26 protein-coding genes are annotated in these 26762 nt (G+C 57.9%); 20 read left to right on the forward strand and 6 right to left on the reverse strand.

Translation table 11 applies throughout. From position 1 onward, the window contains the following. The 3 genes from ABJO75_RS24665 to ABJO75_RS24675 all read left to right on the forward strand — a co-directional run bounded on the left by ABJO75_RS24665 (position 1) and on the right by ABJO75_RS24675 (position 3562). Positions 1–267 carry a sarcosine oxidase subunit delta gene (locus ABJO75_RS24665; RefSeq protein WP_348129091.1) on the forward strand — a complete coding sequence of 89 codons (267 nt, stop codon included), beginning with the start codon at positions 1–3 and terminating at the stop codon, positions 265–267. Between the two features lie 63 nt (positions 268–330). Next, the gene (locus ABJO75_RS24670) at positions 331–3060 is read left to right on the forward strand and encodes a glycine cleavage T C-terminal barrel domain-containing protein (protein ID WP_348129093.1); all 2730 of its coding nucleotides are present in this window, start codon (positions 331–333) and stop codon (positions 3058–3060) included. Next, on the forward strand, positions 3053–3562 hold the full coding sequence (locus tag ABJO75_RS24675; protein WP_348129095.1) for a hypothetical protein: 510 nt from the start codon (positions 3053–3055) through the stop codon (positions 3560–3562). The genes ABJO75_RS24670 and ABJO75_RS24675 overlap by 8 nt, the downstream gene beginning before the upstream one ends. Here ABJO75_RS24675 and ABJO75_RS24680 read toward each other — a convergent pair. Both ABJO75_RS24680 and ABJO75_RS24685 read right to left on the reverse strand, forming a co-directional pair. Continuing rightward, positions 3531–3779 (reverse strand): hypothetical protein, encoded by a 249-nt coding sequence (locus ABJO75_RS24680; RefSeq protein WP_348129098.1) that lies wholly within the window; start codon positions 3777–3779, stop codon positions 3531–3533. The genes ABJO75_RS24675 and ABJO75_RS24680 overlap by 32 nt on opposite strands. 145 nt (positions 3780–3924) lie before the next feature. After that, on the reverse strand, positions 3925–4422 hold the full coding sequence (locus ABJO75_RS24685) for a lactoylglutathione lyase family protein (RefSeq protein ID WP_348129100.1): 498 nt from the start codon (positions 4420–4422) through the stop codon (positions 3925–3927). A gap of 98 nt (positions 4423–4520) precedes the next feature. Here ABJO75_RS24685 and ABJO75_RS24690 point away from each other — a divergent pair, with 98 nt between their 5' ends. Continuing rightward, positions 4521–5411 carry a LysR family transcriptional regulator gene (locus tag ABJO75_RS24690; protein WP_348129103.1) on the forward strand — a complete coding sequence of 297 codons (891 nt, stop codon included), beginning with the start codon at positions 4521–4523 and terminating at the stop codon, positions 5409–5411. A 120-nt stretch (positions 5412–5531) separates the two neighbouring features. Here ABJO75_RS24690 and ABJO75_RS24695 read toward each other — a convergent pair whose 3' ends face one another. Together ABJO75_RS24695 and ABJO75_RS24700 are read right to left on the reverse strand one after the other, a co-directional pair. After that, a complete protein-coding gene (locus tag ABJO75_RS24695; protein WP_348129106.1) occupies positions 5532–6317 on the reverse strand; it encodes a fumarylacetoacetate hydrolase family protein in 786 nt (261 codons plus the stop codon). After that, positions 6314–7093: a TIM barrel protein gene (locus ABJO75_RS24700; protein WP_348129109.1), complete on the reverse strand. Its 780-nt coding sequence runs from the start codon at positions 7091–7093 to the stop codon at positions 6314–6316. The genes ABJO75_RS24695 and ABJO75_RS24700 overlap by 4 nt, the downstream gene beginning before the upstream one ends. A 100-nt stretch (positions 7094–7193) precedes the next feature. Here ABJO75_RS24700 and ilvD point away from each other — a divergent pair, with 100 nt between their 5' ends. The 7 genes from ilvD to ABJO75_RS24735 all read left to right on the forward strand — a co-directional run bounded on the left by ilvD (position 7194) and on the right by ABJO75_RS24735 (position 14097). Next, positions 7194–8921, forward strand: a complete 1728-nt coding sequence (gene ilvD, locus ABJO75_RS24705; protein ID WP_348129112.1) for a dihydroxy-acid dehydratase — start codon at positions 7194–7196, stop codon at positions 8919–8921. Continuing rightward, a complete protein-coding gene (locus tag ABJO75_RS24710; protein ID WP_348129115.1) occupies positions 8918–9805 on the forward strand; it encodes an NAD(P)-dependent oxidoreductase in 888 nt (295 codons plus the stop codon). Before ilvD ends, ABJO75_RS24710 begins: the two co-directional genes overlap by 4 nt. Before the next feature lie 51 nt (positions 9806–9856). Continuing rightward, on the forward strand, positions 9857–10903 hold the full coding sequence (locus tag ABJO75_RS24715; RefSeq protein WP_348129117.1) for a TRAP transporter substrate-binding protein: 1047 nt from the start codon (positions 9857–9859) through the stop codon (positions 10901–10903). An 81-nt stretch (positions 10904–10984) separates the two neighbouring features. Next, a complete protein-coding gene (locus tag ABJO75_RS24720) occupies positions 10985–11491 on the forward strand; it encodes a TRAP transporter small permease (protein WP_348129119.1) in 507 nt (168 codons plus the stop codon). Continuing rightward, entirely contained in the window at positions 11491–12792 is a 1302-nt protein-coding gene (locus tag ABJO75_RS24725; RefSeq protein ID WP_348129122.1) for a TRAP transporter large permease, read from the forward strand. Before ABJO75_RS24720 ends, ABJO75_RS24725 begins: the two co-directional genes overlap by 1 nt. 2 nt (positions 12793–12794) lie before the next feature. Next, positions 12795–13316 carry a MarR family transcriptional regulator gene (locus ABJO75_RS24730; protein WP_348129124.1) on the forward strand — a complete coding sequence of 174 codons (522 nt, stop codon included), beginning with the start codon at positions 12795–12797 and terminating at the stop codon, positions 13314–13316. A gap of 193 nt (positions 13317–13509) precedes the next feature. Next, a complete protein-coding gene (locus ABJO75_RS24735) occupies positions 13510–14097 on the forward strand; it encodes a HutD family protein (protein WP_348129127.1) in 588 nt (195 codons plus the stop codon). Here ABJO75_RS24735 and ABJO75_RS24740 read toward each other — a convergent pair. Further along, on the reverse strand, positions 14058–15416 hold the full coding sequence (locus ABJO75_RS24740) for a formimidoylglutamate deiminase (protein ID WP_348129130.1): 1359 nt from the start codon (positions 15414–15416) through the stop codon (positions 14058–14060). The genes ABJO75_RS24735 and ABJO75_RS24740 overlap by 40 nt on opposite strands. 83 nt (positions 15417–15499) lie before the next feature. Here ABJO75_RS24740 and hutI point away from each other — a divergent pair, with 83 nt between their 5' ends. From hutI to hutU, 4 genes are read left to right on the forward strand one after another with little or no spacing between them, the layout of a single operon-like run. After that, on the forward strand, positions 15500–16711 hold the full coding sequence (hutI, locus tag ABJO75_RS24745; RefSeq protein ID WP_348129133.1) for an imidazolonepropionase: 1212 nt from the start codon (positions 15500–15502) through the stop codon (positions 16709–16711). Beyond that, positions 16708–18246: a histidine ammonia-lyase gene (gene hutH, locus ABJO75_RS24750; protein WP_348129136.1), complete on the forward strand. Its 1539-nt coding sequence runs from the start codon at positions 16708–16710 to the stop codon at positions 18244–18246. The genes hutI and hutH overlap by 4 nt, the downstream gene beginning before the upstream one ends. Beyond that, entirely contained in the window at positions 18243–19043 is an 801-nt protein-coding gene (hutG, locus tag ABJO75_RS24755; RefSeq protein ID WP_348129139.1) for an N-formylglutamate deformylase, read from the forward strand. The genes hutH and hutG overlap by 4 nt, the downstream gene beginning before the upstream one ends. Then, a complete protein-coding gene (gene hutU, locus ABJO75_RS24760) occupies positions 19040–20707 on the forward strand; it encodes a urocanate hydratase (RefSeq protein ID WP_348129142.1) in 1668 nt (555 codons plus the stop codon). Before hutG ends, hutU begins: the two co-directional genes overlap by 4 nt. 41 nt (positions 20708–20748) lie before the next feature. On the opposite strand, the gene ABJO75_RS24765 is transcribed toward hutU, so the two are convergent. Continuing rightward, positions 20749–21438 carry a UTRA domain-containing protein gene (locus ABJO75_RS24765; protein ID WP_348129145.1) on the reverse strand — a complete coding sequence of 230 codons (690 nt, stop codon included), beginning with the start codon at positions 21436–21438 and terminating at the stop codon, positions 20749–20751. Positions 21439–21902: 464 nt separating this feature from the next. On the opposite strand from ABJO75_RS24765, the gene ABJO75_RS24770 reads away from it, so the two are divergent. The 5 genes from ABJO75_RS24770 to ABJO75_RS24790 are packed head-to-tail and all read left to right on the forward strand — an operon-like array spanning position 21903 to position 26760. Beyond that, complete coding sequence (locus ABJO75_RS24770; RefSeq protein ID WP_348129148.1) at positions 21903–23105, forward strand: SpoIIE family protein phosphatase; 1203 nt, start codon at positions 21903–21905, stop codon at positions 23103–23105. Beyond that, positions 23083–23427, forward strand: coding sequence for an STAS domain-containing protein (locus ABJO75_RS24775; RefSeq protein WP_348129151.1), 345 nt, complete (start codon positions 23083–23085; stop codon positions 23425–23427). Before ABJO75_RS24770 ends, ABJO75_RS24775 begins: the two co-directional genes overlap by 23 nt. Further along, positions 23424–23861: an ATP-binding protein gene (locus ABJO75_RS24780; protein ID WP_348129154.1), complete on the forward strand. Its 438-nt coding sequence runs from the start codon at positions 23424–23426 to the stop codon at positions 23859–23861. The genes ABJO75_RS24775 and ABJO75_RS24780 overlap by 4 nt, the downstream gene beginning before the upstream one ends. Positions 23862–23875: 14 nt before the next feature. Further along, positions 23876–25612 (forward strand): DUF3131 domain-containing protein, encoded by a 1737-nt coding sequence (locus ABJO75_RS24785; RefSeq protein WP_348129157.1) that lies wholly within the window; start codon positions 23876–23878, stop codon positions 25610–25612. Further along, entirely contained in the window at positions 25609–26760 is a 1152-nt protein-coding gene (locus ABJO75_RS24790) for an acyltransferase (protein ID WP_348129159.1), read from the forward strand. Before ABJO75_RS24785 ends, ABJO75_RS24790 begins: the two co-directional genes overlap by 4 nt. Positions 26761–26762 lie beyond the last annotated feature (2 nt).

A 26762-nucleotide genomic window follows, 5' to 3' on the forward strand; every position in this document is an offset into this window, starting at 1 on the left:
ATGCAGATTTTTCCATGCCCCTTTTGCGGCCCCCGCAACGAGACCGAGTTCCACTTTGCAGGCGAACTGGGCAAGCTCAGACCCGAAACCACTGAAAAGGTCGTTGAGCAGGACTGGGCCACCTACCTTTACGCGCAGCGCAACGACAAGGGCCTCGTGCGCGAGGTCTGGATGCATCTGACCTGTTCCGAACTCTTTGAGATGGAGCGCGACAGCGTGACCATGCAAGTGCTGGGCAGCCAATCCTTGAGAGAGGATGCAGAATGACCTCGCATCGTACATCTCGGGTCGCATTGATCGACCGCGCGCAACCACTGCGGTTCTCCTTTGATGGCCGCGATTATCAAGGCTTTGCAGGTGATACCCTTGCTTCTGCTCTGCTTGCCAATGGCGTACGCGTCATGGGGCGAAGCTTTAAATACCACCGCGCTCGTGGGCCGTGGGGGGGCGTGGGTCGATGATCCCAATGCGATCATGACCGTAACGCTGAACGGGCAAACATTTCCTAATTGTCCGGCAACCACGACACCGCTTGTTGATGGCATGCAGGCCCGTGCGGTCAATGCCTGGCCCTCGGCGGCCTTTGATATCAAAAGCGGTCTGGATGTGTTGCACCGCTGGTTGAGTGCCGGATTTTACTACAAGACATTCATGTGGCCCAACTGGCACCTGTTCGAGCCGATGATCCGCAAGATGGCGGGTCTGGGCGATATCAGCCGTGAAGTGCCCGAACGTTACAGCGCGGATCAAATCCATGAACACTGCGAGGTGCTGGTGGTCGGCGGCGGTGCTGCGGGGCTTGCGGCAGCCCGCACGGCGGCCGAGGCAGGCAAGGACGTTGTGCTGGTTGATGATCACCCAGTGCTGGGCGGCGGCCTGCACCAGATGCCAAAGGTCGAAGGCCTCGCGCCTGCTGATTGGATTGCGGAACAAGTCCGCGCGATCACATCTGCGGGTGGGCGCATCCTGACCAAGACAACGGCATTCGGCGTCTATGATCACGGCTTGGTCGGACTTGCCGAAAATGGCATCTTTGGCACCGCGCCGCGCCTGCGCCGGATGCGCGCGGACCGTATCGTCCTCGCCACCGGCGCCCTTGATCGGCCCATCACTTTCGCGGGGAACGACCGTCCCGGTGTGATGTCTGTGGACGGGGCCTGCGAGTATTTAGCGCGCTACGGTGTACTTGCAGGACACCGGATTGCGCTGGTCTCTAACAAAAGCCTGGCCGATGCGGCTGAAGTTCTCCTGACGAACGCCGGTACTCAGATTCTACGCTTGAACCCCGATGATGGCCGCTTGCGGGCATTGGGTGGCAAGCAGATCAAGGGGATAGCCCAAGGGGCGAGGCACCATGATGTCGATACGATCCTCGCTTCGGGCGGGATGAACCCTCTTGTGCATCTGTGGCGTCATGCGGGCGGCAAGCTGGATTGGTGCGAAGCGCGACAAGCGTTCCTGCCCGGCACGGCACCGGATGGAATGGTTGCAGTCGGTGCCGTGAACGGGGCGTTTGATCTTGACGTATCCTTGTCCGAGGCCCGAGCGGCCGGGGATGGCAACACTCCGGGCGTGTCGTCGACCAGTTATATGCTTGCCCCGCTCTGGCCCGATCCCGGCAGCAAGGGGCGGCAATGGATCGATTTCCAACATGACGTGACGCTCAAGGACGTCGAACTCGCCGCGCGCGAGAACTATGTCTCGGTCGAACATCTCAAACGCTACACTACCCTTGGCATGGCGTCCGATCAGGGCAAGACTTCGAACATGGCGGGGTTGGCGGCGATGGCTGCTGTGCAGGGACGCCCGCTGCCCGAGGTCGGCACGACAACTTTTCGCCCGCCATTCGTGCCGATGCCGCTTGAGATGTATCACGGTCTGCATACAAAACAGCTCTGGCATCCGCTCAAGCGTCTCGCGTTAGAACCTCAGCACCGTGCGGCCGAGGCTGCGCTAGGAGAGTTTGGTGGCTGGTTGCGGCCCGCATGGTACGGCAAGGGCGAGGCCAAGGACCTGATCCGCCAAGAGGTTCTGACCGCACGCGCCTCGGCAGGGATCTTCGATGCCTCGCCTCTTGGCAAGATCGAAGTGATGGGACCAGACGCCGAGGCATTTGTAAATTTCATCTACTACAACACGATCCGCACCCTGAAACCGGGCCACATCCGCTATGGCTTTATGCTGACCGAAGGTGGAATCGTCATGGATGACGGGGTGATTGCCCGGCTGGGTCAGGACCGTTTTGTCATCTCCTGCTCGTCCAGCCATGTCGATAGCGTATCCATGCATCTTGAGGCATGGCGGCAGGACGGCAATGACCCCGACCGAATATTCATCCATGATCTGACACAGCATTGGGCGACGATCACCGTCGCAGGCCCTAAAGCGCGCGAGATCCTTGCCGCGCTGGCGCTTGACGTTGACCTGTGCCGCGAAACCTTTCCGCATATGACCTTGCGAGAGACGCGTTTCAAAGACTCCCTCCTGCGGGTCGCGCGGGTCAGTTTCACCGGCGATCTCAGCTATGAGCTCTCCATTCGGCGGACCAAGGTCCCCGCGCTCTGGGATGCCGTGATCAAGGCTGGCACCGCGCAGGGAGCTGCGCCGATTGGAATCGAGGCGCTTTCGATCCTGCGCGCCGAAAAGGGCTATATCATGGTCGGCAAGGACACCGATGGCGAAACCATGCCCCATGATCTGGGCTTTGGCATTCCCCGTCTCAGGAAGGCTGCGGCTTTCATCGGCGACCGCAGCCTGCACTGCGACAAGGCCAATGCAACCAACCGCAAGACGCTGGTCGGGCTCGCCGTTACTCCGGACGCGACCCCTTTGCCCACTGGCGCCCATCTCGTCGAGGGCTCACCACTTCGGTCGCTGGGCTATGTTACCTCCAGCTACGACAGTCCGACACTTGGCCATCCCATTGCTCTCGGGCTGGTCGAAAACGGGGCGTCACGGATCGGGGAAACCATCACGGTCTGGCATTTGGGCGAGACTCAAAAGGCCACGATATGCGCGCCTTGCGCGTTCGATCTCAAAGGAGAGCGACTTAATGCGTGACGACAGTGAAAGATGGGACGCTGCTGACCCTAACGGCTACGTCCATGCGGCAAACGGCATAACGCTTGTCCCTGCCGCCGTCTCGCGGCAGACGCTGCTATCGGGATCGCGTGTTCTGACCCAAACAGAACAATCAATCGCAAGCTGGCCAGACATTGTGGCGGACGAGAGCTATGCGCTCTCAATCCGCCGGGATCGCGTTCTGCTGGTTAACGGTCCGGCGGTAGCGGAAGGTTGGCATGAAGACAGCTGCCAGGCAGTCTCCGACGCCAGCGACGCTTATGCTGTGTTGGACATGAGCGGCGAAAAATCACTGGAGGTCCTAAAACGCGGCGCCGAGCTGAACTTGAACATACCTTCCAAATCCACAGCACGGATTGTATTTGGTCTTGGTGTTTTTTTATACAGATATGACGCAGAAAACAGATTTCGCATTCATGTCGCCAGTGGTTATGCCGAAGCATTGGTTATCAGCTTGAAGGGCGCAATCGCCGCAGCGTGAGGCGTCGTTTGATCGATGCAACGAGCTGATATTCAAGCACCGTCGAGGAAGCCGCGTAGAAATCCCCGACCGAACGGTTGTTTTCTTCCTGATGCATCAGATCGAAGCCGCCGTCGATTTCGACCAACGCCCGCTTTTGAGTGATCGATCGCAATCTTTTCTGCCCTGTCGCAATCGTCGATCTTTGACACTTCGGCTTACCTTTGGGCGTCGTCAACAGGGCATCTTAGACTTGTTGTACCAATTCCCGAACGCGGGGGCGCTACGGCCGCTCGGAGAGCGGCCAATATTGGCCCGACAATCTAGCAGGGACTATGTCGAGCGGACGGCCCTTTCAAGTTGGTCCCTGTTCAGCGGCAGGCTCAAGAGTATGCGCCGTTTGAGTATGTCAGCTCGTAGCTATGACTGTAGAGTTCGAACACGATCCCGAACGGATCTTCGACATAGACCATGCGATAGGGCTTTTCGTCGGGGAAATATTCACGCACAGGCATGCGCTGTTTCCCTCCGGCCGCTACGATTTTCGCAAGCAGATCCTCAAGGTTTGGGTCCTGAATGGCGAAATGAAACATGCCGTTCTGTCTGAAGTTCAGATTGTCGTTCGGTGTCTCGTTCCCTTCGAATTCGAAGAGTTCAAACCCTATACGATCTGCCGTCGCAAGATGCGCGATACGGATGCGACTCCAGCCTTTGCCAAAGACATCCGTACACATCTGGCCGATATCGCTATCGTCTTCGATGATTTCAGTTGGTTCCATGATCACATAGAATCCGAGAACATCACGGTAGAATTCGACAGCCTTGTCCAAATCCGGAACCGAAAGACCGATATGCGAGAATGTTCGTGGTGTGGGCTTCATGGTGTTTCCTTTCAAAGCGGTTGAAAGAAATATAGATAGACCGCGCCATGATGAAAAATTATCATTTGATATGATTTTGATAAAGTTTGGTGGGATGGATGCTCAACGCGACCTGGCTTGAAACCTTCACGACACTCTGTGACGTCGGCCATTTCACGCGGACGGCGGAACTTCTTGGAATGACGCAGCCCGGTGTGTCACAGCATCTGCGAAAACTGGAGGCTCAGGTCGGCCAGCCGCTGATCTCGCAAGACGGCAAGTCCTTTACAGTCACACCTGCGGGCGAGGCCGTTCTCTTGGTCGGACTCTCGCGGCGCGAACAAGAGCGTCGTCTGACAGAGACTCTTCAAGTCGATGATCCAGACACCGGTGACATCAGTATCGGGTGTTCAGGCAGTTTTGCCATGTGGCTTTATCCGCGCCTTCTTGACCGGATGCACCAAGCGCCGAACCTGATTATGCGCGTTACCGCCGCGCCGCATACCAGTATTGTAACAGATGTATTGAACGGGAACCTCGACCTCGGGGTTGTAGCGGAACAGATACACCATCCCAGATTGGACGCGGTCAAGCTCGCCCGTGAAGAGTTGTGTTTAGTCGTCCCGCGGTCCTTTGCGACGCAAGGACCTGATCTATGCGAATTGGACGACCTCGGTTTTGTCGCGCACCCTGATGGGTATGCCTATGCAGATGACCTGTTCTCGTTGAATTTCTCCAAAGTCTACAAAGGTGCCGACCGCTTGAATACAAGGACTTACATCAATCAGATCGGCCAAATCCCCATTCCGGTCGCGCAGGGGCTGGGGTATACGATTTTACCGAAATCTGGCATCGATGCGTTTGCCAAAAAGCAGGATTTGGCGATCCTCCAACTGCCAAAACGGCGATTTCACGACCTGTGGCTTTTGTCCCGTAAAGGACGATCAGAATTCGCACGTTTCGAGGCCTTAAGCGCCCTCATCAGACGCGCAGCAGCAGAGCTTGATTGAATTCACTTGAAATTGCGAGCGCAGTTCGGCCTCGTTTGGACGCAAAGGTCATTCGGTAGTGCCGACGCTCTTTGCCGTGTGTTTCCCCAAATAGCCAGACCGAGGCCGGCAACCGAAGGGTCAGATCAGCGTGACAGACACCTTGCCCAACCCGGACATTTCGACTTCGATTTCGCCGGTTCCCCGATGGAACCAGATTGGGCTGTGTGTTCCGCACAAGACGATCTGGCCGGCCTCCAGCGTCAAGCAACGCGCGGCGAGATGACTCGCCAACCAGGCTACCGCGTCCAAGGGTGATTGCGGCGCGGCCCCGGTGACGTCATGTTCGACTTTCCCGCCGATGGTCAGCGTCGTGCGGATATTTGCCGTGTCCAATTCTTCGGGCGTGATGCCGGGCCCGCCGAGCACGGCGCCAACATTGGAAATATTCTGTGCGATGGCGTCGGGGATATGGGTGCTCGGCATATTGGTCAGGCGCATGTCCAGCAACTCCATCGCGGGAACGAACCGCTCGACCGCAGCCAACACTTCGTCGGGCTGCAACGGCGCATCGGACGGAGCCAGCGTAGATTTCATGATCGCTGCAATCTCGGGCTCGAACGCGAACTCGGTATAGTCTGCTACGTTCAACGTGGCCGGGCTGTCGTGTCGCTGATCAGCAAAGACCCGACCAGAGGCCGGCTCGTCAAGCTTGAAACGTTCCAACAATTGCTGGGAATTGGCGGCAATCTTCCATCCCGCAATCTCGCCGCGCGCGCCCGAACTCATCAGAGCCGCGACAACACCGTCTTGAATCTCATAGGCTTGGGCCACATTGCGCTCCGGTTGTGTGGCGTAAGCCTCAAACCGTGCTCCTGTCGTTACATCCTTCACGATTTCCTCGATCGTCCCTGATTGGTCGGTCATGTCATCATCCTCTTGAATTCGGACATCCACCCCAACCCTTCGGTCGCGGTGGATCGCGGATTATATTCGGCAGAGATTTCAGCGTCATAACCGATCTCCCGCAATGCGGCAAAGGCCGCGGCAAAGTCGGTGACGCCGGTGCCCGGCTCGTTCCGACCCGGTGTATCGGCGAATTGTACGTGGCCGATGCACGGTCCCGCACGCCTGATTGCGCCGGGCAGGTCGGGTTCGGTGATCGCCATATGGTACAGATCAAACTGCAGGGCCAGATTGGGGTGATCAATGCCGTCCAGCAAAGCCAAGCCGTCAGCAAGCCCCGAAAGAAAAAAGCCTGGAACATCCCCGCGATTGACCGGCTCGACCATAACGCGCACACCAATTTTCGCCATCACGTCTGCCGTGTGCATCAGGTTATGCCGCAACGTGTCCAGACATGCCCCATAGGCTGCATCCTTGGGTGGTCGGCCAGCCAGAACATTGACTTTGCGAACACCTAGCGCCTCGGCTTGCTCGGCACAGACAGCAACTGCAGCGCGATAGGCATCCTCCTGCCCCGGCAACGCAGCTAGTCCAACCGCGTCGCCCGGTCCGCGCGGGACATTGATCAACGTAACAGGTAGCCCGGTCGCATCCGAAGCCGCCCGAAGGGAGGTAACATCAGAAACCTCCGGAAACTGGATTTCGACGCCTTCAAAGCCTGCCCGTTGCGCCGCCTCCAGCCGGTCAGCGATGGCTGTTTCCGTAAACATCATCGAGATGTTGGCGATCAATTGCATGCGCGTTGCCCTAAATTCTTCGTTGACAGAAAACGACAAACGGTGGTTTGGTTCAAGTATAAATGTTCTTTGATGAAACTTTCTCCAAAGGTGACTACCCATGGCCCCGACACGCGAAAAGCCACTTCGGTCGCGCATCACTACCGATGGCATTGACCGCACACCGCACCGCGCCTTCATGCGCGCCATGGGGTTGGACGACGAAGCAATTGCCCGGCCAATGGTCGGCGTGGTCAGTCAAAAAGGCGAAGTGACGCCCTGCAACATGACCCACTATGCGCAGGTCGATTATGCCAAGGAAGGCGTCGCCATGGCAGGCGGCACACCACGTGAATTCACCACCATTTCGGTGTCTGACGGGGTCGGCATGAACCACGAGGGCATGAAATTCTCGCTGGTCAGCCGCGAGATCATTGCCGACAGCATCGAGGCGGTGATCCACGGCCACGCCTATGACGGCATCGTCGGCTATGGCGGGTGCGACAAGACGCTGCCGGGGGTCATCATGGGCATGGTACGCTGCAACGTGCCATCGGTGTTTGTCTATGGCGGTTCGGCTCTGCCGGGGCGGTTCCAAGGCAAGGATGTCAGCGTTCTGGACGCTTACGAGGCGGTTGGCGCGGTACAGGCCGGAACCATGACTCAGGACGAACTGACCCAACTCGAAGAGGCGTGTAAACCCACGATCGGTGCCTGCGCCGGACAGTTTACCGCAAATACGATGGCCATGGTCAGCGAGGCCTTGGGGCTGACGGTGCCCAATTCCGCGATGATCCCGGGCGTCTATTCCGAACGCAAGGGCGTCGGCCACCGGGCCGGAGCGTTGGTAATGGAGATGATCGAACGCGGCGGCCCGCTCCCGCGCGAGATCGTGACGCGCAAGGCGCTCGAAAACGCCTGCGCCATCGTCGCGGCAACGGGCGGTTCCACCAACACCGCGCTGCACATTCCGGCAATCGCAAACGAAGCGGGCATCAAGTTTACGGCCGATGACGTGGCCGAGGTTCTGCAACGCACGCCTTTCATTGGCAATCTGCGCCCCGGTGGCAAGTACCATGCCAAGGACGTCTATGAGATCGGCGGCGCGCATGTGGTCATCAAGGAGCTCATCGCGCACGGGTTCATGCATGGGGACACATTGACCGTGACAGGCCGCACTCTGGCCGAAGAGGTGGCTGATGCCCCCGCCCCCGATGGCGAGATCATCCGCCCCGTGTCTGACGCCATCATGGTGTCCGGCGGCGTCGTCGTTCTCAAGGGCAACCTGTGCCCTGATGGTGCGTTGCTTAAGGTAGCGGGTTTGAAATCGTTGACCTTCACTGGCACGGCGCGCGTCTTTGAAAGCGAGGATGACGCGGTCGAAGCCGTGCACAGCCGCGACTACAAGGCCGGACAGGTGCTGATCGTGCGCAACGAAGGCCCTGTCGGCGGCCCCGGCATGCGCGAAATGCTCGGCCTGACCGCGTTGATCTACGGACAAGGCATGGGCGAAAAAGTAGCGCTGTTGACGGACGGACGCTTTTCGGGGGCAACGCGCGGCATGTGCATCGGTCACGCGGCACCCGAAGCGGCGTCGGGCGGGCCGATGGGTCTGGTCCAGAATGGCGACACCATTACCATCGACGGCAAGGCCGCGACCATAACTCTGGATGTGAGCGACGCAGAACTGGACGCCCGTCGCGCCAACTGGACAGCGCCGGAAACACGCCACCGGGCGGGCCTGCTGTCCAAATACGCGGCGACCGTCGGGCAGGCGCATGAAGGGGCTGTCACACATCCGGGCAATGCCCAATGGCCGACACCCCGCAGAAAAGGGATGGACACATGACACAGAAACCAACGCTGGGCTATATCGGCACCGGTCTGATGGGCCTGCCAATGTCGGCGCGCCTGTTGGCAGCCGGATACGGACTGACCGTGTGGAACCGCACCGACGCCAAGGCGCAACCATTGGTAGACACGGGCGCGACCATGGGTGACAACCCGGCGGATGTGGCCAGCAAGTCGGACATCGTCTTTCTCTGCCTGACCGATACCAAAGCCGTGCAAGAGGCCGTGTTCGGCGAAAACGGCGTGGCCAGCGGCGCGCGCAAAGGGTCGATATTGGTCGACTTTTCATCCATTCAGCCGGACGCATCCCGCGAGATGGCCGAGCGTTTGAAAGCCGAGGCCGGTATGGACTGGATCGACGCGCCTGTGTCGGGCGGCGTGCCGGGGGCCGAGGCGGGAACGCTCGCTGTCATGGCGGGCGGCGATCAGGCGGCATTTGATCGTGTCGAAGATGTCGTACTCAAGATGGCGGCGCGGTTCACGCTGATGGGGCCGTCCGGCGCCGGGCAGACGACGAAACTGTGCAATCAGGTGATTGTCGGCTGCACCATGGCCGTTTTGGCCGAAGCCGCCCGCCTTGCCACCAACGCAGGCGTCGATGCCACGCGCCTGCCCGATGCACTGGCCGGTGGGTTTGCCGACAGTAAGCCCTTGCAGATTTTCCTGCCGCGCATGATCAATGCACAGCACGAGCCACCACTGGGACATGTCTACACAATGCTGAAAGATCTGGACTCGGTTTGCGATCTGGCGCGATCCTGTACTTCGCCAGTCCCATTCACCGCCATGGCTGCCGAGCAATTCCGACTGCTGAGTGCGCGCGGCGGTGACGAGGCCGACGCACTGGAGATCTATAAACTGAGCGGAGCGAGCAAGCTCTGATCAACATGGCCAACACGCGGTGACATCCGCCTATCAACAAGGGAGAATAAAATGAAGATATTCACAACATGGGCAGTGGCGGCGGCGATCAGCGCCGTCACCCTGCCCGCCTTTGCGCAGGATACCAAAACCATTCGCGTGGGTTCGTGGTTGCCGCCGCACCACCTGATTGTGTCCGGCATCCTGCAGCCCTGGGCCACTGCTATCGAAGAAGAGACCGGCGGCTCGCTCAAGTTCGAGATCATGACCTCTCCGCTGGGCCCGCCGCCGGCACAGTTCGACCTGTTGTTGGATCAAGCCTTTGACGTAGGCTATGGCGTTTCGGGCCATAACGCGGGCCGGTTCACAATGACACAGGTCATGGATCTGCCCTTCATGTCGCCTGATCCCTGGGCCGGTTCCGCCGCGTCCTGGCTGACCTATCAGAAGTTCGGCGCGGAATACGGCGAACACGAAGGTGCGCATGTCGTCGGCCTGTTCACCCACTCCAACCCCAATATCAACATGGCCAAGGGTCGTGTTGAGAAGCTGGACGACCTGAAGGACAAGACGATCCGGGTTGGCGGCAACGTCACCGGGCGTATGATGTCGGAACTGGGTGCCTCGCCGGTGCAGCTGCCCCCGACCGAAGCGCAAACCGCCATGTCGCGCGGTGTCGCGGACGGCATCACGTTCCCGTCCGAGTCCATCGACTTTTTCGGCATCACGCCAGTCATCTCGTCGATCACGCGCATTCCCGGCGGGCTCTATACCGACACGTTCTGGGTTGCCTTCAACCAAGACAGTTGGGACGGTCTGACCGATGACGAACGTGCCGCAGTCGAGAAGCACTCTGGCATGGCCATCGCATTGCTGGCTGGGTTCGCCTGGACCAATGGTGACATCGTTGGAGAAAAGAAGCTCAACGAAAAAGGTGTCGAATTCATCGTCCTCCCCGAAGAGGATGTCGCCGCCGCGCGCGAAAAGCTGAAATCGCTGGAAGCCGAGTGGATCGCTCAGGCGGATGAAAAAGGCTATGACGGTCAGCAGATCCTGACCTACGCGCGGGACATGGTCGAAAACTATCGCGCCGACAAAGAAGTGAACGCGGTCAAGTGACCCGTTCCGGCGGCACCGGGTCACTGGTGCCGCCACTTTTTTCTCTGACGCAGACCCAAAGGCGGCGAGGACCCGGTGACATTGGCAATTACCCTATTTGACAGGCTATGCCTGATTTTTGCATGGCTTTCAGGCCTCATCGCCTTTTTTGTGATGTCCGTCACCTTCATCGGCGTCGTCCTGCGGTATGGGCTGCGGCAACCGTTGATGGGCGGGTTCGAGATGATCGAGATTGGCATGGGGCTGATCGTGTTCACTGCAGTGCCCTTGATGATCCGCCGTCGCGGCAACGTCACAGTCACCATTCTGGCCGAAAAATTCCCGCCGATGCTGGCGCGTGTAACCAGCCTGATCTCTGATCTGATGGGTACCGTTCTGATGGGGTTCATCGCCTGGCGCGTTTGGCTGCAGGGCGAACGGCTGTTGACCTACAACGAGGTAACGATGGAATTGCGCGTTCCCAAGGGGCTGATCGCACAGGGCATGGCCGTGCTGCTGGCTGTCGCCGCGCTGGCGTTTCTGGTTTGTGCAATCGAGGCGCTGCGCCGCACCCCTCCTCCTTTGACCGAAAAGCCGGGCAGCCTCTGATGGGTGTCTGGGAAATCGCCGCGATCTCCTTTGGAGGCGTATTCGTGCTGATGATGGGTGGCATGCCCATTGCGTTAGCGATGCTGCTGGTCGGACTATCAGGCATCTGGATCAACATATCGGAACGCACGGCCATGGGCATGATCGGGCAATTGCCGATCAACGCCACCATGTCCTATGAACTGTCTGTCCTGCCGATGTTCATTCTGATGGGCGTGTTCGTGACCCGAGCCCGCATGTCCGAAGACCTGTACCGCCTGTGTCACGGCTTTGTCGGACATATGCGCGGAGGACTCGCGGCGGCGACCATTCTGGCGTGCGGTGGGTTCTCAGCCCTCAGTGGCTCGTCACTCGCCACAGCAGCCACCATGGCCAAGGTCGCCGTGCCTGAAATGCGACGCTATGGCTATTCCGACGGGTTTGCGGCCTCTGCCGTGGCGGCGGGCGGCACACTGGGCATTCTCATCCCCCCATCGGTTATTCTGGTTCTTTACGGGATCGCCACGGGAACAGATATTGGTTCCCTGTTTATTGCCGGCATTCTGCCGGGGGGTCTTGCCATCTTACTCTACCTCGCTGCGATCCGGATCACGGCGCAGATCGATCCAACCTGTGCGCCCGCAGCGCCGCGCGTCGCATGGGCCGAACGGGCGCGCCACCTGCGTAGCGTCGGGCCGATCCTCTTGCTGTTTCTCGGCATCATCGGCGGTTTGTACAAGGGCGTGTTTACTCCAACCGAGGCAGGCGGAGTCGGGGCCACCGGTGCACTGGCCTTTGCCTTGTGGCGCAGGTCGCTATCTTTTGGCGGATTGATCGCCTCTTTGGTGGAAACCGTGCTGACCACCGCCAGCCTGTTCTTGGTGCTGATCGGGGCGCTGGTGTTCGCCAATTTCATGAACCTTATTGGATTGCCGGCTGCGCTGGCGAACCTGATCACGTCTCTGGGTTTGGGACCGACGGCAGTGATCCTGGCGATCGTCGTGATCTACCTGATCCTCGGCATGTTCATGGAAAGCCTGTCGATGATCTTGCTGACCATCCCGATCTTCTTCCCCATCGTGACGCAACTGGGCTTTGACCCGGTGTGGTTCGGCATCTTTGCCGTGATGGTGACCGAACTGTCGCTGATCACGCCACCCGTGGGTCTGAATCTGTTTGTCATCAAATCGGTGATTGACGACCTGTCGGTGGGCGACATGTATCGTGGCGTTTTACCATTTGTGTTGGCCGATGTCGTTCGTATCCTCATCATCATCGCCTTCCCATGGCTTGTCATGGTATTGCCCGAGCTGGCGCAATAGCCATGGCTGCCCCAAAGAACCGGGACGCACCAGAGGACGAAGTTCTCTCCTATACTTCGGCACAGGCTCCGGACAGCGCGACACTGGACCACGGGATCCTGCATGAATTCGTCGGCATGTACCTGCGTCGTGCCCACGAAGTCGCCTATGAAGACTTCCGTTTCCGGTTGGGTCCGGACGCGCTGCAACCGGGGTACTTCACAATTCTCACCCTGATCGTACGTAACCCGCGCATCAGCCAGACCCAGATCGGCGCCGCATCGGCGCGCGACAAGTCCAGCGTCACCAAGGCGCTGCGGTGTATGGAAGATGAGGGATTGATCCTGCGCCTGCGGTCGGCCCGTGACCGGCGGATCCACCTGAGCGTTGCGACCGAAAAGGGTATCGCGCAACAGGCCCGGATGGAGGCAAAGGCCGTGGCGCATCTCAAGGCGCTGGACGATGCGATCGGGGCAGACAGATATGCCACATTCATCGCTACGTTAAAGGAACTGATCGGCAATCTGGAAAAGATGCGGTCATAGGCATTGGCAAGCGACGCCAGCAAATTGATGCGATAAACTGTTTTGCAGGAATGCCGTCCTTGGATACCGTGGCCAAATTACTATCCCGGCTGATCGGCATGAAGGTTTGCGCGACGGCCTACCATTGGGTTCGTGCGTACAGGCTCCTCCCGCCCGCCTAAGTGAAGCGTGACGTGAAATGGAAAGCTAATCCGTGCAAATTCTAAAACAGCGCGATCTAGTCGACGTTCCATGGAAAAACGGTGGCGGCATTACACGCAACATCGCCAGAGGTATGCGTGCCGATCAAGCCGTTTGGACGATCAGCCGCGCCGACGTCGCGCAGGATGGCCCGTTTTCGGATTTTGCCGGAATGATGCGGGTACTGACAGTTGTATCAGGCGGCCCGATGATCCTGGAAACACCGACCGCTGCTATCGACGCAGCACTGTGGCAACCAGTGCGCTTTGATGGTGGTCTCAAGGTTAATTCACGTCTGACGGGTGGCCCGTTGACCGACCTGAATTTAATGTTTGACCCGGCGCATTGCGACGGGGATGTTCTGGTGCGCCAAGGCGCGTTTGAAGATGAGATCGCCCGTCCCAAGCATGGCCTGCTCGCCTTCCACATTCTGTCAGGTGAACCTTTGATCGATGATACGCGTCTGACCACTGGCGATACGGCTATTGTCGACCAAGACTGCGCCGCAGTTCAACTGAGACCAGACGACGCCCTATTGGAAATTCGCCTGGCCTATCGGTCTCAAAGTGACGCGATCAAGCTTTGCATCGCCGATCGATAGGCTGCTGTGATTTCGCCGCGTTTGACGTGGCGACCGGATTGAACTGCGTGTCGTCCGGCGGACCAGACTTCGGTTACGACATCGTCCTTGGACGCGAACACAAGACCATCCAAGATCTGATCATGACGCAGAGCACATAGTGACGGAGCCGTGCTGTCAATCGCCACCAGATCGGCCAGCCCCCCGACAGAAATATCGCCCGCACCTCGCCCCAATGCCTGAGCACCGCCTATGGCCGCGCCACAGTAAAGTGTTTCACCGACCGAGCCTTCGTCAACAACCATCACGTTGCGCGCGATGTCACGCAAGCGTTGCGAATACTCCAATGTCCGCAACTCTTCGGTTAGCGAGATCAACACGTTGGAATCCGACCCGATGCCAAATGCTCCGCCAGCGCTCAGATATGCGGGGCCATTGAACGGTCCATCGCCGAGGTTCGCCTCGGTCACAGGGCAAAGCCCGGCAACCGTACCGGATTTGGCCAGGTTCGTCGTTTCATCTGCGGTCATGTGTGTCGCGTGAATCAGACACCAATCCGGTGTCACCTCGACATTGGCGAGCAACCAGTCAACCGGCCGCGCGCCGAGCCAGCCCTCTATATCGGCGACCTCTTTGGGTTGCTCGGCGATGTGCATGTGAACTGGCCCAGAACGATGTGCACCCAACACCGTCTTGAGATCATCAGGCGATGTCGCCCGCAGCGAATGCGGTGCGATTCCGACTTGGCAATCTGTTGGCAGGTCCGCGAATATCTCATTGGCCCGCGCCACAAGTGTGATGAACTGATCCACCGAATTGCCAAACCGAGCCTGCCCGTCCTGAAGCGATACCTGACCCGCGCCGCCATAAGTATACAGAACCGGAAGATGGGTCAGCCCAATACCGGTCTGCGCCGCAGCCGCAGCGATGCGACCCGACAACTCGCCCAAATCATCATAAGGCGCGCCGCCCGGCTGGTGGTGCAGGTAGTGGAATTCACCCACACTAGCATACCCGGCTTCCTGCATCTCAAGAAAGACGAAAGCGGCGATTGCCTCGACATGCTCGGGCGTCAGATTTGCCGTGAACCGGTACATAAGATCGCGCCATGTCCAAAAGCTGTCTTTGCCTGCCATCCGATATTCAGTCATGCCCGCCATCGCCCGCTGAAAACTGTGGCTGTGCAGGTTGGCAATCGCTGGCAGCAAGGTATCGACGGAAACATCGGATGGCTGCGCTTTTTGGTTGGTCTCTATCTGCGTGACCCGACCATCATCCATACTCAATCGGACATTTGCGGCCCATCCGGTCGACAGCTTGGCTTGTTTGGCAAAGATCATATTGCGCTCTTTCATTTTATGTATAGACATATTGCATGTTTATGCGTACTAGAAAAGCGAAATTTGACGAATGGTGAGCGGAAATGACTGAGAACAGCAAAGTCTTTGTTGATCTGGATGTCGCGACGATGCGCGAGTCAGATGTTGCCTACGGTATGATCCAAGACGCGGCGATCGTCGTGACGAACGGGGCCATTGATTGGGTCGGTCCGATTGCTGATTTGCCCTCAGGCTATGGTACCTTGGTCCGAACATCGCTTGCGGGGCGTCTGGTCACTCCCGGCCTGATCGACTGCCACACCCATATTGTTCATGGTGGTGACCGGGCTGTCGAATTCGAGATGCGGTTGAATGGGGCGTCTTATGAAGAGGTCGCGCGCGCTGGTGGCGGCATCGTTTCAACGGTGAAAGCCACCCGCAGCGCGACAGAAGATACGTCGCTCGCAGACGCGCTGCGTCGGGTGGATGTGCTGATTGCCGAGGGCGTGACGTCGATTGAGATCAAGTCCGGTTACGGTTTGGACCGGGAAACCGAACTGCGGATGCTGCGCGTTGCGCGCGCAATTGGCAACAAGCGTGACATCACGGTCCGCACCTCATTCCTCGGCGCCCATGCAACGCCGGCAGAATACAAGGGCCGCGACGACGCCTATATTGACGAGGTGTGCATTCCGACCCTGCGCGCCGCACATGCCGAAGGGCTGGTTGATGCGGTCGACGGGTTTTGCGAGGGCATCGCCTTTTCACCGGAGCAGATCGCGCGGGTGTTCGATGTGGCGAAGGAACTAGGACTGCCGGTCAAGCTGCATGCCGAACAGTTGTCCAATCTGGGTGGTGCAAAGCTGGCGGCCCGCTATGGCGCGCTTTCCGCGGATCATTTGGAGTATCTTGACGAGGATGGCGTCAGGGCGATGGCTGACGCTGGCACCGTTGCGGTTATCCTGCCCGGCGCGTTCTACACGCTGCGCGAAACGCAGGCTCCGCCAATCGCCGCATTCCGCAAGCACGGCGTGCCCATGGCGCTGGCGACGGATATCAACCCCGGATCGTCACCTTTGAACTCACTACTGTTGACGGTGAACATGGGCTGCACGCTGTTTCGTTTGACCCCCGAAGAGGCCCTGCGCGGCGTCACCTGCAACGCCGCCCGTGCCCTTGGCTTGACAGACGTTGGGGTCATCGAAAGCGGAAAGCGGGCGGACTTGGCTATCTGGGATGTCAAACATCCTGCCGAACTGGCCTATCGCATCGGTTTCAACCCGCTCCACACCCGCATTTTCGGAGGTGCCGCGTGACCACACTGACCCTCACACCTGGCGCTGTCACCTTGGATGATCTGGCCGCGATCTTCTGGAACGAGGCATCCGTGCGCCTTGATCCGGCGTGTCACCCGGCGATTGAGCTTGCGCACGCGCGGATCGCACAAGCCGTTGCCGGAACCGAAGCGGTTTACGGCGTCAACACCGGCTTTGGCAAACTGGCCTCGGTCAAGATCGCATCCGAGGACACGGCAACCCTACAGCGCAACCTGATCCTGTCCCATTGTTGCGGTGTCGGCCCGGCAATCTCGCGGCGTCACGCGCGTCTGCTCATGGCGTTAAAACTGCTCAGCCTCGGGCGTGGTGCATCGGGCGTTCGGCTTGAGGTTGTGACTCTGATCGAAGCGATGCTGGACAAGGGCGTAACGCCGGTCATTCCCGCGCAAGGCTCTGTCGGAGCGTCGGGTGATCTGGCCCCACTTGCACATATGGCCGCCGCCATGATGGGCCACGGCGAAGCAGAGTTTGACGGCAAAGTGATGTCAGGCGACAAGGCGCTGCAAGCGGCGGGCCTCACCCCCGTCGAACTCGGCCCCAAAGAGGGGCTGGCCCTGATCAACGGCACGCAATTTTCGACCGCCTTTGCCCTCGCTGGCCTGTTCGGCGCATGGCGCGGAGCGCATTCGGCGCTGGTGACCTCGGCCTTGTCGACCGACGCGATCATGGGGTCTACCGCGCCGTTGCAGCCGGAAATCCACGCGCTGCGCGGCCATCGCGGCCAGATCGAGGCGGGCGAGACCATGCGCGCCCTCCTCGCCGGGTCCGAAATCCGGCAGAGCCATGTCGTGGATGACGCGCGGGTTCAGGACCCCTATTGCATCCGCTGCCAGCCGCAGGTGACAGGCGCCGCAATGGACGTGTTGCGTATGGCCGCACGTACCTTGGAGGTCGAAGCCAACGCTGCAACGGACAACCCGCTCGTTCTGATTGATGCTGACGTCATCGTGTCCGGCGGCAATTTTCACGCCGAACCCGTTGGGTTTGCTGCCGACATGATCGCCTTGGCGATCGCCGAAATCGGTGCCATCGCACAGCGGCGCGTCGCCCTGATCGTCGACCCGGTGCTCAGCTTTAACCTGCCACCATTTCTGACACCCAATCCCGGCCTGAATTCGGGCTATATGATCGCCGAGGTCACCACCGCCGCCTTGATGAGCGAGAACAAGCATCTGGCCAATCCTTGTGTGACCGACAGCACGCCAACCTCGGCCAACCAGGAAGACCATGTCAGCATGGCGGCCCACGGCGCACGCAGGCTGGGCCAGATGACCGACAACCTCAATCGCATTCTGGGGGTAGAACTGCTGTGCGCCGCACAGGGGATCGATTTCCGCGCGCCATTGGCAACCAGCGACACCTTGCAGAACGTCGTGGCGCGGGTCCGAGAGGACGTCGCGACGCTAGGTGAAGATCGCTATCTTGCGCCGGATCTGGAACGGGCCGCTGCAATGATCGCCAGCGGCGATATCGTTTCGGCGGCGGGCGTCGACATGCCGGAGCTTCGCACATGAAACCAGTAGACATACATCAGGGCGACAGCCCGATCGTGTTGGGCCTCCCCCACACCGGCACCTACGTGCCCGACGAGATCAAAGCGCGGCTGAACGCGCGGGGTCTTGGTCTGGACGATACCGATTGGCACATCGACCGCCTCTATGACGACCTATTGTCGGGCGCCACAACCGTGCGCGCCACCTTTCACCGCTATGTCATTGACGCCAACCGCGACCCGAGTGGTGCGAGCCTTTATCCTGGCCAGAACACCACCGGGCTGGTTCCGCTGACGGATTTTGATGGGCACGACATTTGGGAAACACTCCCGACCGAGGCCGAGATCGAAGACAGGCGGGCAGCCTTTCATACCCCCTATCACGCCGCTCTGAATGCAGAGTTGTCGCGGGTGCACGCGCGACATGGGGTGGCGATCCTCTATGATTGCCACTCGATCCGGGGCGATATTCCGTTCCTGTTCGACGGCACCCTGCCCGACTTTAATATCGGCACCAATCTGGGAGCCACCTGTGATCCACGTATCGAACACGCGACGCGGGAGACCTGTGATAACGCGACCGGCTACACCAGCGTCCTGAACGGACGGTTCAAGGGCGGTTGGACCACGCGGCACTATGGTCAGCCACAGACCGGAATTCACGCGATTCAGATGGAATTGGCGCAATCCACCTATCTGGCGCAGGAAGCTGCGCCCTGGATCTATGATCAAAACAAGGCCGAACGCCTGCGCGTTCACCTCAAATCCATCCTGACAAAACTGGCCGACCTGGCCCCGACCCTGAAAGGCGCATCATGAGCGATCCCCGCAAGAACACCCGTGACATCTATCCCGCCACCGGGTCGGAGATAACCGCCAAAAGCTGGCTGACCGAAGCACCCATGCGGATGCTGATGAACAACCTGCACCCGGATGTGGCCGAAAACCCGCATGAATTGGTGGTGTATGGCGGCATCGGGCGCGCCGCGCGGACATGGGACGATTTCGACAAGATCGTCGCCAGCCTTCAGAACCTTGAAGAGGATGAAACCCTGTTGGTGCAATCCGGCAAGCCGGTCGGCGTGTTCCAGACCCACAAGGATGCGCCCCGCGTCCTGATTGCCAACAGCAACCTCGTGCCGCACTGGGCAAACTGGGACCACTTCAACGAGTTGGATAAGAAGGGTCTGGCGATGTACGGCCAGATGACCGCTGGATCATGGATCTACATCGGCTCGCAGGGCATCGTGCAAGGTACCTACGAAACCTTCGTCGAAGCCGGCCGCCAACACTATGACGGTGACCTCACCGGCAAATGGATCCTGACAGGCGGCCTTGGCGGAATGGGGGGCGCACAGCCGCTGGCCGCTGTCATGGCCGGGGCCTGCTGTCTCGCCGTCGAATGCAACCCAGATTCCATCGATTTCCGCCTGCGCACCCGCTATGTCGACGAGAAAACCGACAGCCTTGATAAGGCGTTGGAGATGATCGAGCGTTGGACGGCGGCTGGCGAAGCAAAATCCGTAGCTCTTCTGGGCAATGCGGCGGATGTGTATCCGGAATTGGTCAAACGGGGCGTGCGGCCTGATATCGTGACTGACCAGACATCTGCGCACGACCCGATCAACGGTTATCTGCCTCAGGGCTGGACCATGGGCGCATGGCGGCAAAAACGCGAAAGCGATCCGAAAGCGGTTGAACGGGCCGCGCGCGCGTCGATGAAGGTGCAGGTCAAGGCGATGGTTGATTTCCACGCCGCAGGCATTCCAACCGTCGATTATGGCAACAACATCCGCCAGATGGCGCTGGAAGAAGGTCTGGAAAACGCTTTTGATTTCCCCGGCTTTGTCCCGGCCTATATCCGCCCTCTGTTCTGCCGTGGGATCGGACCCTTCCGCTGGGCGGCCCTGTCAGGCGATCCCGAGGATATCTACAAGACCGATGCCAAGGTGAAGGAAATCCTTGCCGAAGACAGCCACCTGCACAACTGGCTGGATATGGCACGCGAGCGTATCGCGTTCCAAGGGCTGCCCGCCCGGATCTGCTGGGTTGGTCTTGGCGTGCGTCACAAGCTAGGTCTGGCTTTCAACGAGATGGTCCGCAATGGCGAGTTGTCCGCGCCTATCGTGATCGGTCGTGACCACCTTGACTCAGGCTCGGTTGCCTCGCCAAACCGCGAAACCGAAGCCATGAAGGATGGATCGGATGCGGTGTCTGACTGGCCTTTGCTGAACGCGCTGCTCAATACCGCGTCAGGTGCGACCTGGGTTTCGCTGCACCACGGCGGCGGCGTCGGCATGGGCTTTTCCCAACACTCCGGGATGGTCATTTGCTGTGACGGCTCCGAAGACGCTGACCGTCGGATCGGCCGCGTCCTCTGGAACGACCCCGCAACGGGTGTGATGCGCCACGCGGATGCAGGCTATGACGAGGCGCTGGACTGTGCTCGCGAGAACGGCCTGAACCTTCCCGGGATTCTCTGACTATGCGTACCGCCGCCAAACCCGGGCGGCGGTGCCCATGATCAATAGTGGGTCGTCAGGCGATGACCCGGTCGATAGGTGAACCGCACATAGGTGACTGCCCGATCTTCCCACCAAGTGGACCGTTCGATGTTGAACACCGGATCACCGACCGAGCAGGACATGTAGTCAGACAAGGCCCGGTCAGCCAATCCGGCGGACAGGTTGATCTCCACTTTTGAGTACGGAATGGTTGCAAGCAACCATTCGGTTGGTCCGAGTTGCGAAAAATCTGCGTCCTCTGCCTTGGGCAATGCGGCGAGGCTGATCCATCGGTCCTCGTGCTCATAGGGAACACCGTCGGAATAATGCATGCACACCAGATGCAGCGCCCTGCCCTCGGCCGGCAGGTTTAGCCGCGCGCGCAACCAATCCGGGGCCGGTTCCACCAGCCTGTTTACCAACGCATATCGATAGATCCCGCCCTTTTCTTCGATCTCGTCGCGCACAATCGGAATATCAAAACGCGCCTGACGGATTGGCGTCATGCGTACACGTGTACCCGCCTTGCGCCGTCGCTCGATGATGCCATCATCGGCCAGTTCTCGCATCGCCCGATTGACTGTCGCTCGAGCACATCCATAGGTCGTCGCCAGTTCGACCTCGTTCGGCACAAGATCGCCGGGTCCCCAATCACCCTTGGTGATCTTGGAAAGAATGTCTGATTTGACGTCCTTGTAGGTGGCTTTCATTTTTATCCAATCCGCCGGTCGCACGCCTGCCCCGCAAGACAGACCCCTTGTATTAAGGCGCCAAATTAAACAGTCATGCAGTCGACTTTTAATTGACCGCACAGGCTTGCTCATCTCATCTTTGTATAAATCTAGACATATAGCAATCTGCTAAGACAATAAGTGTTTGGGTGTCAGTCCATGCGTCAGTGCGACACGCGCGGCATCAGCGCAGCACTCATCGATTTGTTTCAGTCCCATCGCTCATCTCCTTTGTTGCAACAAATGCTATCAATGGAGCGGCGTCAAATCGTGACAGGTCCATGTTGACGATGCCCTTAACCGCTTTAGAATCATTGGCATAGGTATCACAGAAGCTATAGGATAAACCTGTCCGTGGGGTGGTTGCGCTCACCCTCAGAACCACTTCCGCGACCAAGGTTGCAAATGTAAAAAGTTCAATGGGAATGGGATACGCTTAAAATATGACGGACAGGCAGAAAATTATTGTTGCCGAAGACAATCTTGTGCAGCGGGTGTACCTGTCCAGACTGATCGAGACGCTAGGGTACGAGGCGATCCCCGTTGATGACGGTTTGGAAGCCTTGAAGCAGGTACGTGAAACCAAGGTCCAGATCCTGATCAGCGACTATCAAATGCCCAATTTGAACGGAATTGAGCTTACCCATGAAATACGTCAGCTTAATCTAGACCACTATGTTTATATTATCATGATCACTGGCAATGAGAATGATGATATAAGGAACGAGGCCCTAGAAGCAGGGGTAGATGATTTTCTGAACAAGATGCGCAGCCCCGTGATGCTCAAGGCGCGTATTCGGGCCGCAACCAGACTCATTCATCATGCCGAAGAGCTTGCAGAGCGGACCAGAATCTTGAAGGAATCCAACGACCGGATTCAGGATGATCTACACGCTGCAGCCGCCGCTCAGCGACGGCTATTGCCCAACATTCAGAAAGAAATGTTGGGGTTCACGATCGCCTCTGAATTTGTGCCATCATCGTTTGTTTCGGGAGACATGTTCGGCTGCTTTCCACTAAATGATGACACGCTTGGATTCTACGCCATCGACGTATCTGGCCATGGGGTTCATGCCTCTCTCTTGTCTGTCGCATTGGGCTATCTGATCACGCCCGAATTTTTCGGCTATGTCGCGATGGAAGAGGGGAAACCCTTTGACCCTGCAGCATTGGTCACCAATTTGAATGATCGCTTCTGCAGTGATGACAGCGATGAATACTTTACGATGTTCTGTGGGATGATTGATACCTCTACTGGCAAGCTGGATTATTGTCAGGCCGCATACCCGTCCCCTCACTACGTCGATGCAGCCGGAAACATCCATAACGTCGGCGACGGCGGGTTTCCTGTCGGAATGTTGCCGGGGGTTCCCTACGAGAACAACTCGTTGGTGATGGATGCGGGTGGTGCCATTGTAATTTGCTCGGATGCCGCTTCAGAAGCTGAAAATGAAAGCAACAAGCCCTTTGGTCTGGACCGTTTGCGTGACATTGTGGCAACGATTCCTGATGTTGGCACCGAAAACATGCCCGCTAAGGTTGTAAGGACTTTGACCGATTGGCGTGGCGGCAACACACTGGAAGATGACCTTACGGTTGTCGCTCTTGAAAGGAATATCCCTGATGATCCACACAACGCTACATGATCCCGACATTACTGTCGTGCGGCCAGGTGTTGAGCGTCTAACAGCAGCAAATGCGACTGCCTTCAAAAGTGAAGTGATTGCGTTGGTTGACGATGGGGCAAACCAGATCATCATTGATTTTTCTGCGGTCTCGTTCTTGGACTCATCGGGTTTGGGGGCGCTTGTGAGTGCGCTCAAAAAGGTCGGGCATCGGGGTGACTTGCTTGTGTGCGGATTGAACGGAGACGTCCATCAGATGTTTCGTGTCTGTCGTATGGATCGGGTCTTTCCAATTCACAGCACTGTTGAAGCAGCCATCCAAATGCTCAAGGAGCGTCAGTGAGCCATCGTATCTTTGAGATGTCTAACAGGATTGATGCGGTGGACCCTATGGTTCTCACACTTCGGGAAGAGGTCGAAGCGGATCTTGCCGACGATACAAGGTTTCGCTTTGAAATCTGCATAACCGAAATTCTGGCGAATTTGGTAAATCACGCTCAAACAAAGATCTCTGACGCTGCCATCAAGATCAGCCTTTCTGTCAAACCGGGCAGCGCCTCAATCGAGATTTTTGATCCAATCGGCGCAAAGCCATTCGATATACGCGAATATGCAACGGACCTGTCTCAGGTGGATGCCATGGCAGAGGGCGGGCGCGGACTTGGCCTCATTATGGAATGCGCTGACGAGGTCAAATACAGCCGGTCCGGTGACCGCAACAGCCTGCGGCTCGAATTTTGGGACGAATCGCAGACTGAGACAAGCGAGCTACCCTAGAACGGAGCAAGTGAATGAAACGAACAGTATTGGTCAGGTCCGTATTGACGCTGGCAGCATCATTTGTTGCGTTGACGGCCGCGCCGCACCTGCAGGCACAAGAAACCACTGACGCACCATCTTCTGTGACGATCGGGAATATCGTTGTCGAAGGGACAGCCTACGACAGTATGACAATCCGCTCGACCGCGCCGTTGATCATCGAATTTGATGGCGATGGTGATCTGCGAAAGGAATGTAACCGCGGTGCGCGTTTTGATGCCGAGACCCACTTTGGGCGCAATGGACAGCTGACAGATCGTGAATACCAAATGGCCAAAACGGCTTGGTCATATTTTGAAAAGCGATTTCAGCCCGAAACAGGGTTGGTGAACGCTGTCGGGTCTTATCCATCAACCACCCTGTGGGACACGGCGTCATACATCAGCGCATTGGTTGCAGCCTATGAGTTATGTGTAATCGACAAGCGCGACTTTGACACACGCGCGACCAAGCTGATCAACACTTTGCGGAACCTTGACCTTTACCAAGGGGAAGCCCCCAATAAGGTGTACAACGCAAAAACAGGAGAGAAAGTGAACTATGCCAACGAGGCTGGCGAGGTTGGCATGTCTGCCCTCGATATCGGTCGCATGTTGGTCTGGCTGCGTATTCTCAAGGAACGTCATCCGCATCTGGCCAACAGCGTTGATAACATCCCGATGCGGTGGAATTTCTGCAACCTTATCAATGATGATGGCCGCATGTTCGGCTCGTTCAAACGAGGCGATGGGACAACTCGCTACGTGCAAGAGGGCCGTTTGGGATACGAGGAATACGCTGCCAAAGGGTTTGCGTTGTGGGGGTTCGATGTTGATCGCGCCCTGTCGCCAGAACCATTGGACTATACCAACATCTATGATGTGAAAGTCCCCTATGATGGTCGGGATCCACGGGTCTTCAAGAACCAGAACTATGTCCTGACAGAGGGGTATATTCTGGACGGTCTTGAGCTGGGGTGGGATCTGCCGTCAGATATCGAGAATGACGGCGAAACCGCCAGCCACGGGTGGCGCGCTGAATTTGCGAACCGGATTTACCTGGTTCAGCAGCGTCGGTTTGAACAGACGGGCATCGTCACAGCGCGCTCTGAACATCAGGTCAACGGCAAGCCCTATTTCGTCTATGATACGATCTTTGCGGATGGCTATCCATGGAACACGCTGGACCCGACGGGTGAATATCAACCTGACCGCTCGGCAATCGCTGCCAAAGCCGCAATCGGCATGTGGGCGCTGTGGGAGACGGACTATACCGACCTGCTGTTTGAAAGCGTCGCTGACCTCTATGAGCCTGATGTTGGTTTCTACGAAGGTCTTTATGAAAACGGAAACGGCTTCATTCCGCTCCAGTCATCCAACAACAACGGCATCATTCTTGCCGCGCTTTTGTACAAGGTACAGGGTCCGATCCTGAAGAAGGCGAACAACAACACCCAGACCTGGGACATGGCCTTTAACGGAACCGACATTCGCGACAACAAATGCCACCCAAACAAGATGATCAAAGAGGTGCCGTGCTGCGGATGTGAAAACCCAACGCGGATTGACCCTGTCATTCCAGTTGAAGAGTTCATCTATTGTCGCCCGGTCCTGACCGGTGGTGAGATCGGCGCAACAGAGTGCCAGCCTACCGAACATGAACTCGCTCCGCCGAAAGTGCGCAAGGTTCTAAATCAATCATGCCCTATCCCGTCTGATGATGAGCAATGAGCGGGAGCGGAAAACCCAGACTACTCTGGTTTGATTCAAACAGAGTCTTCGCCGCGATGGGCGTGGTCCTGATCCACTCTTCGACGGATTTCGCTGGCCAACCCTTTGCGGCTGCAGAGCCATCCGCGCGATTGATACCTGTTTTCCTGCGTTCCTTGGGAGAGTTCTCGGGATCAGAGATGTTCTTTATGTTCTCGCTGTTCTTGATGGCGATGCGAGTCGATAAAAAGATGCCCGATTACGGGACGGCGATAGGCCAACAGGCGAAACGCCTGCTTATCCCGTTTCTGTTCTGGACTGTTTTCTATGTCTTTTTCAGATTGGTAAAGGCGGATGCCTTTGGCTATGTGCCTTATATCTGGGATCAGATTACCGACGTCAAGAACTGGGCTGGGTACCTCATACTGGGTAAGTCTCAGTACCATATGCACTTTTTGCCCACCCTGTTTGCGCTCTTTCTGTTCTATCCCGTGATGAAGGTCGCAACACGCTATCCGGTGTTCGGGTTTGGTCTGTTGATCACACTTGGTGTGATGAACAGCGCACAGGCGTGGGTGTGGGGTCTTGATCTTGATCCAAGCGTCCGGGACTATGTTGTTCGTGCCCTCAAGATTTTTGGCTATGTCGGATATGGATTGGCCGCTTTTGCGATCTACGGGTTGTGGAAAGACGGTATTCCGCGTGGTGAATCGCGTCTTATCAGGCGAGTTGCATTCTACCTTGCCTGTCTGGCGTACATTGCCACGCTTCCGTTCTATGCGGTCGCCTATGAAACAGGTGGCTGGGGCATAAGAGGTGGCTGGGATTTCTACGGCCATTTCCTGATGCCGGTTTGTGTCTTCTTTATCTTTCTGGGCGGGCAGTATTTGCACTGGTCCAAACGTTGGTCCTTTTTGGCTCAATTCAGTTTTGGCGTGTATCTCGTTCATCCCTTGGTCATCGACCTGATTGATGTTTTCCTGTTCAAGACGGGATTGTCACAAATGATGGCACCGTGGGGCATAGTCGTATCGCGGTACTGCATGGCGCTGCCGATGTCGTTTGGCCTTGCATATGTCATATCAAAGGTCGCGCTGTTGGCGTGGACAATCGGGTTGGGCCCCACTCCGTGGGAACGGTCCAAATCCAGTTCCGCGGCAGGTACCTAGGT

The sequence above is a fragment of the Sedimentitalea sp. genome (assembly GCF_039973035.1).
Taxonomy (GTDB): Bacteria; Pseudomonadota; Alphaproteobacteria; order Rhodobacterales; family Rhodobacteraceae; genus Sedimentitalea.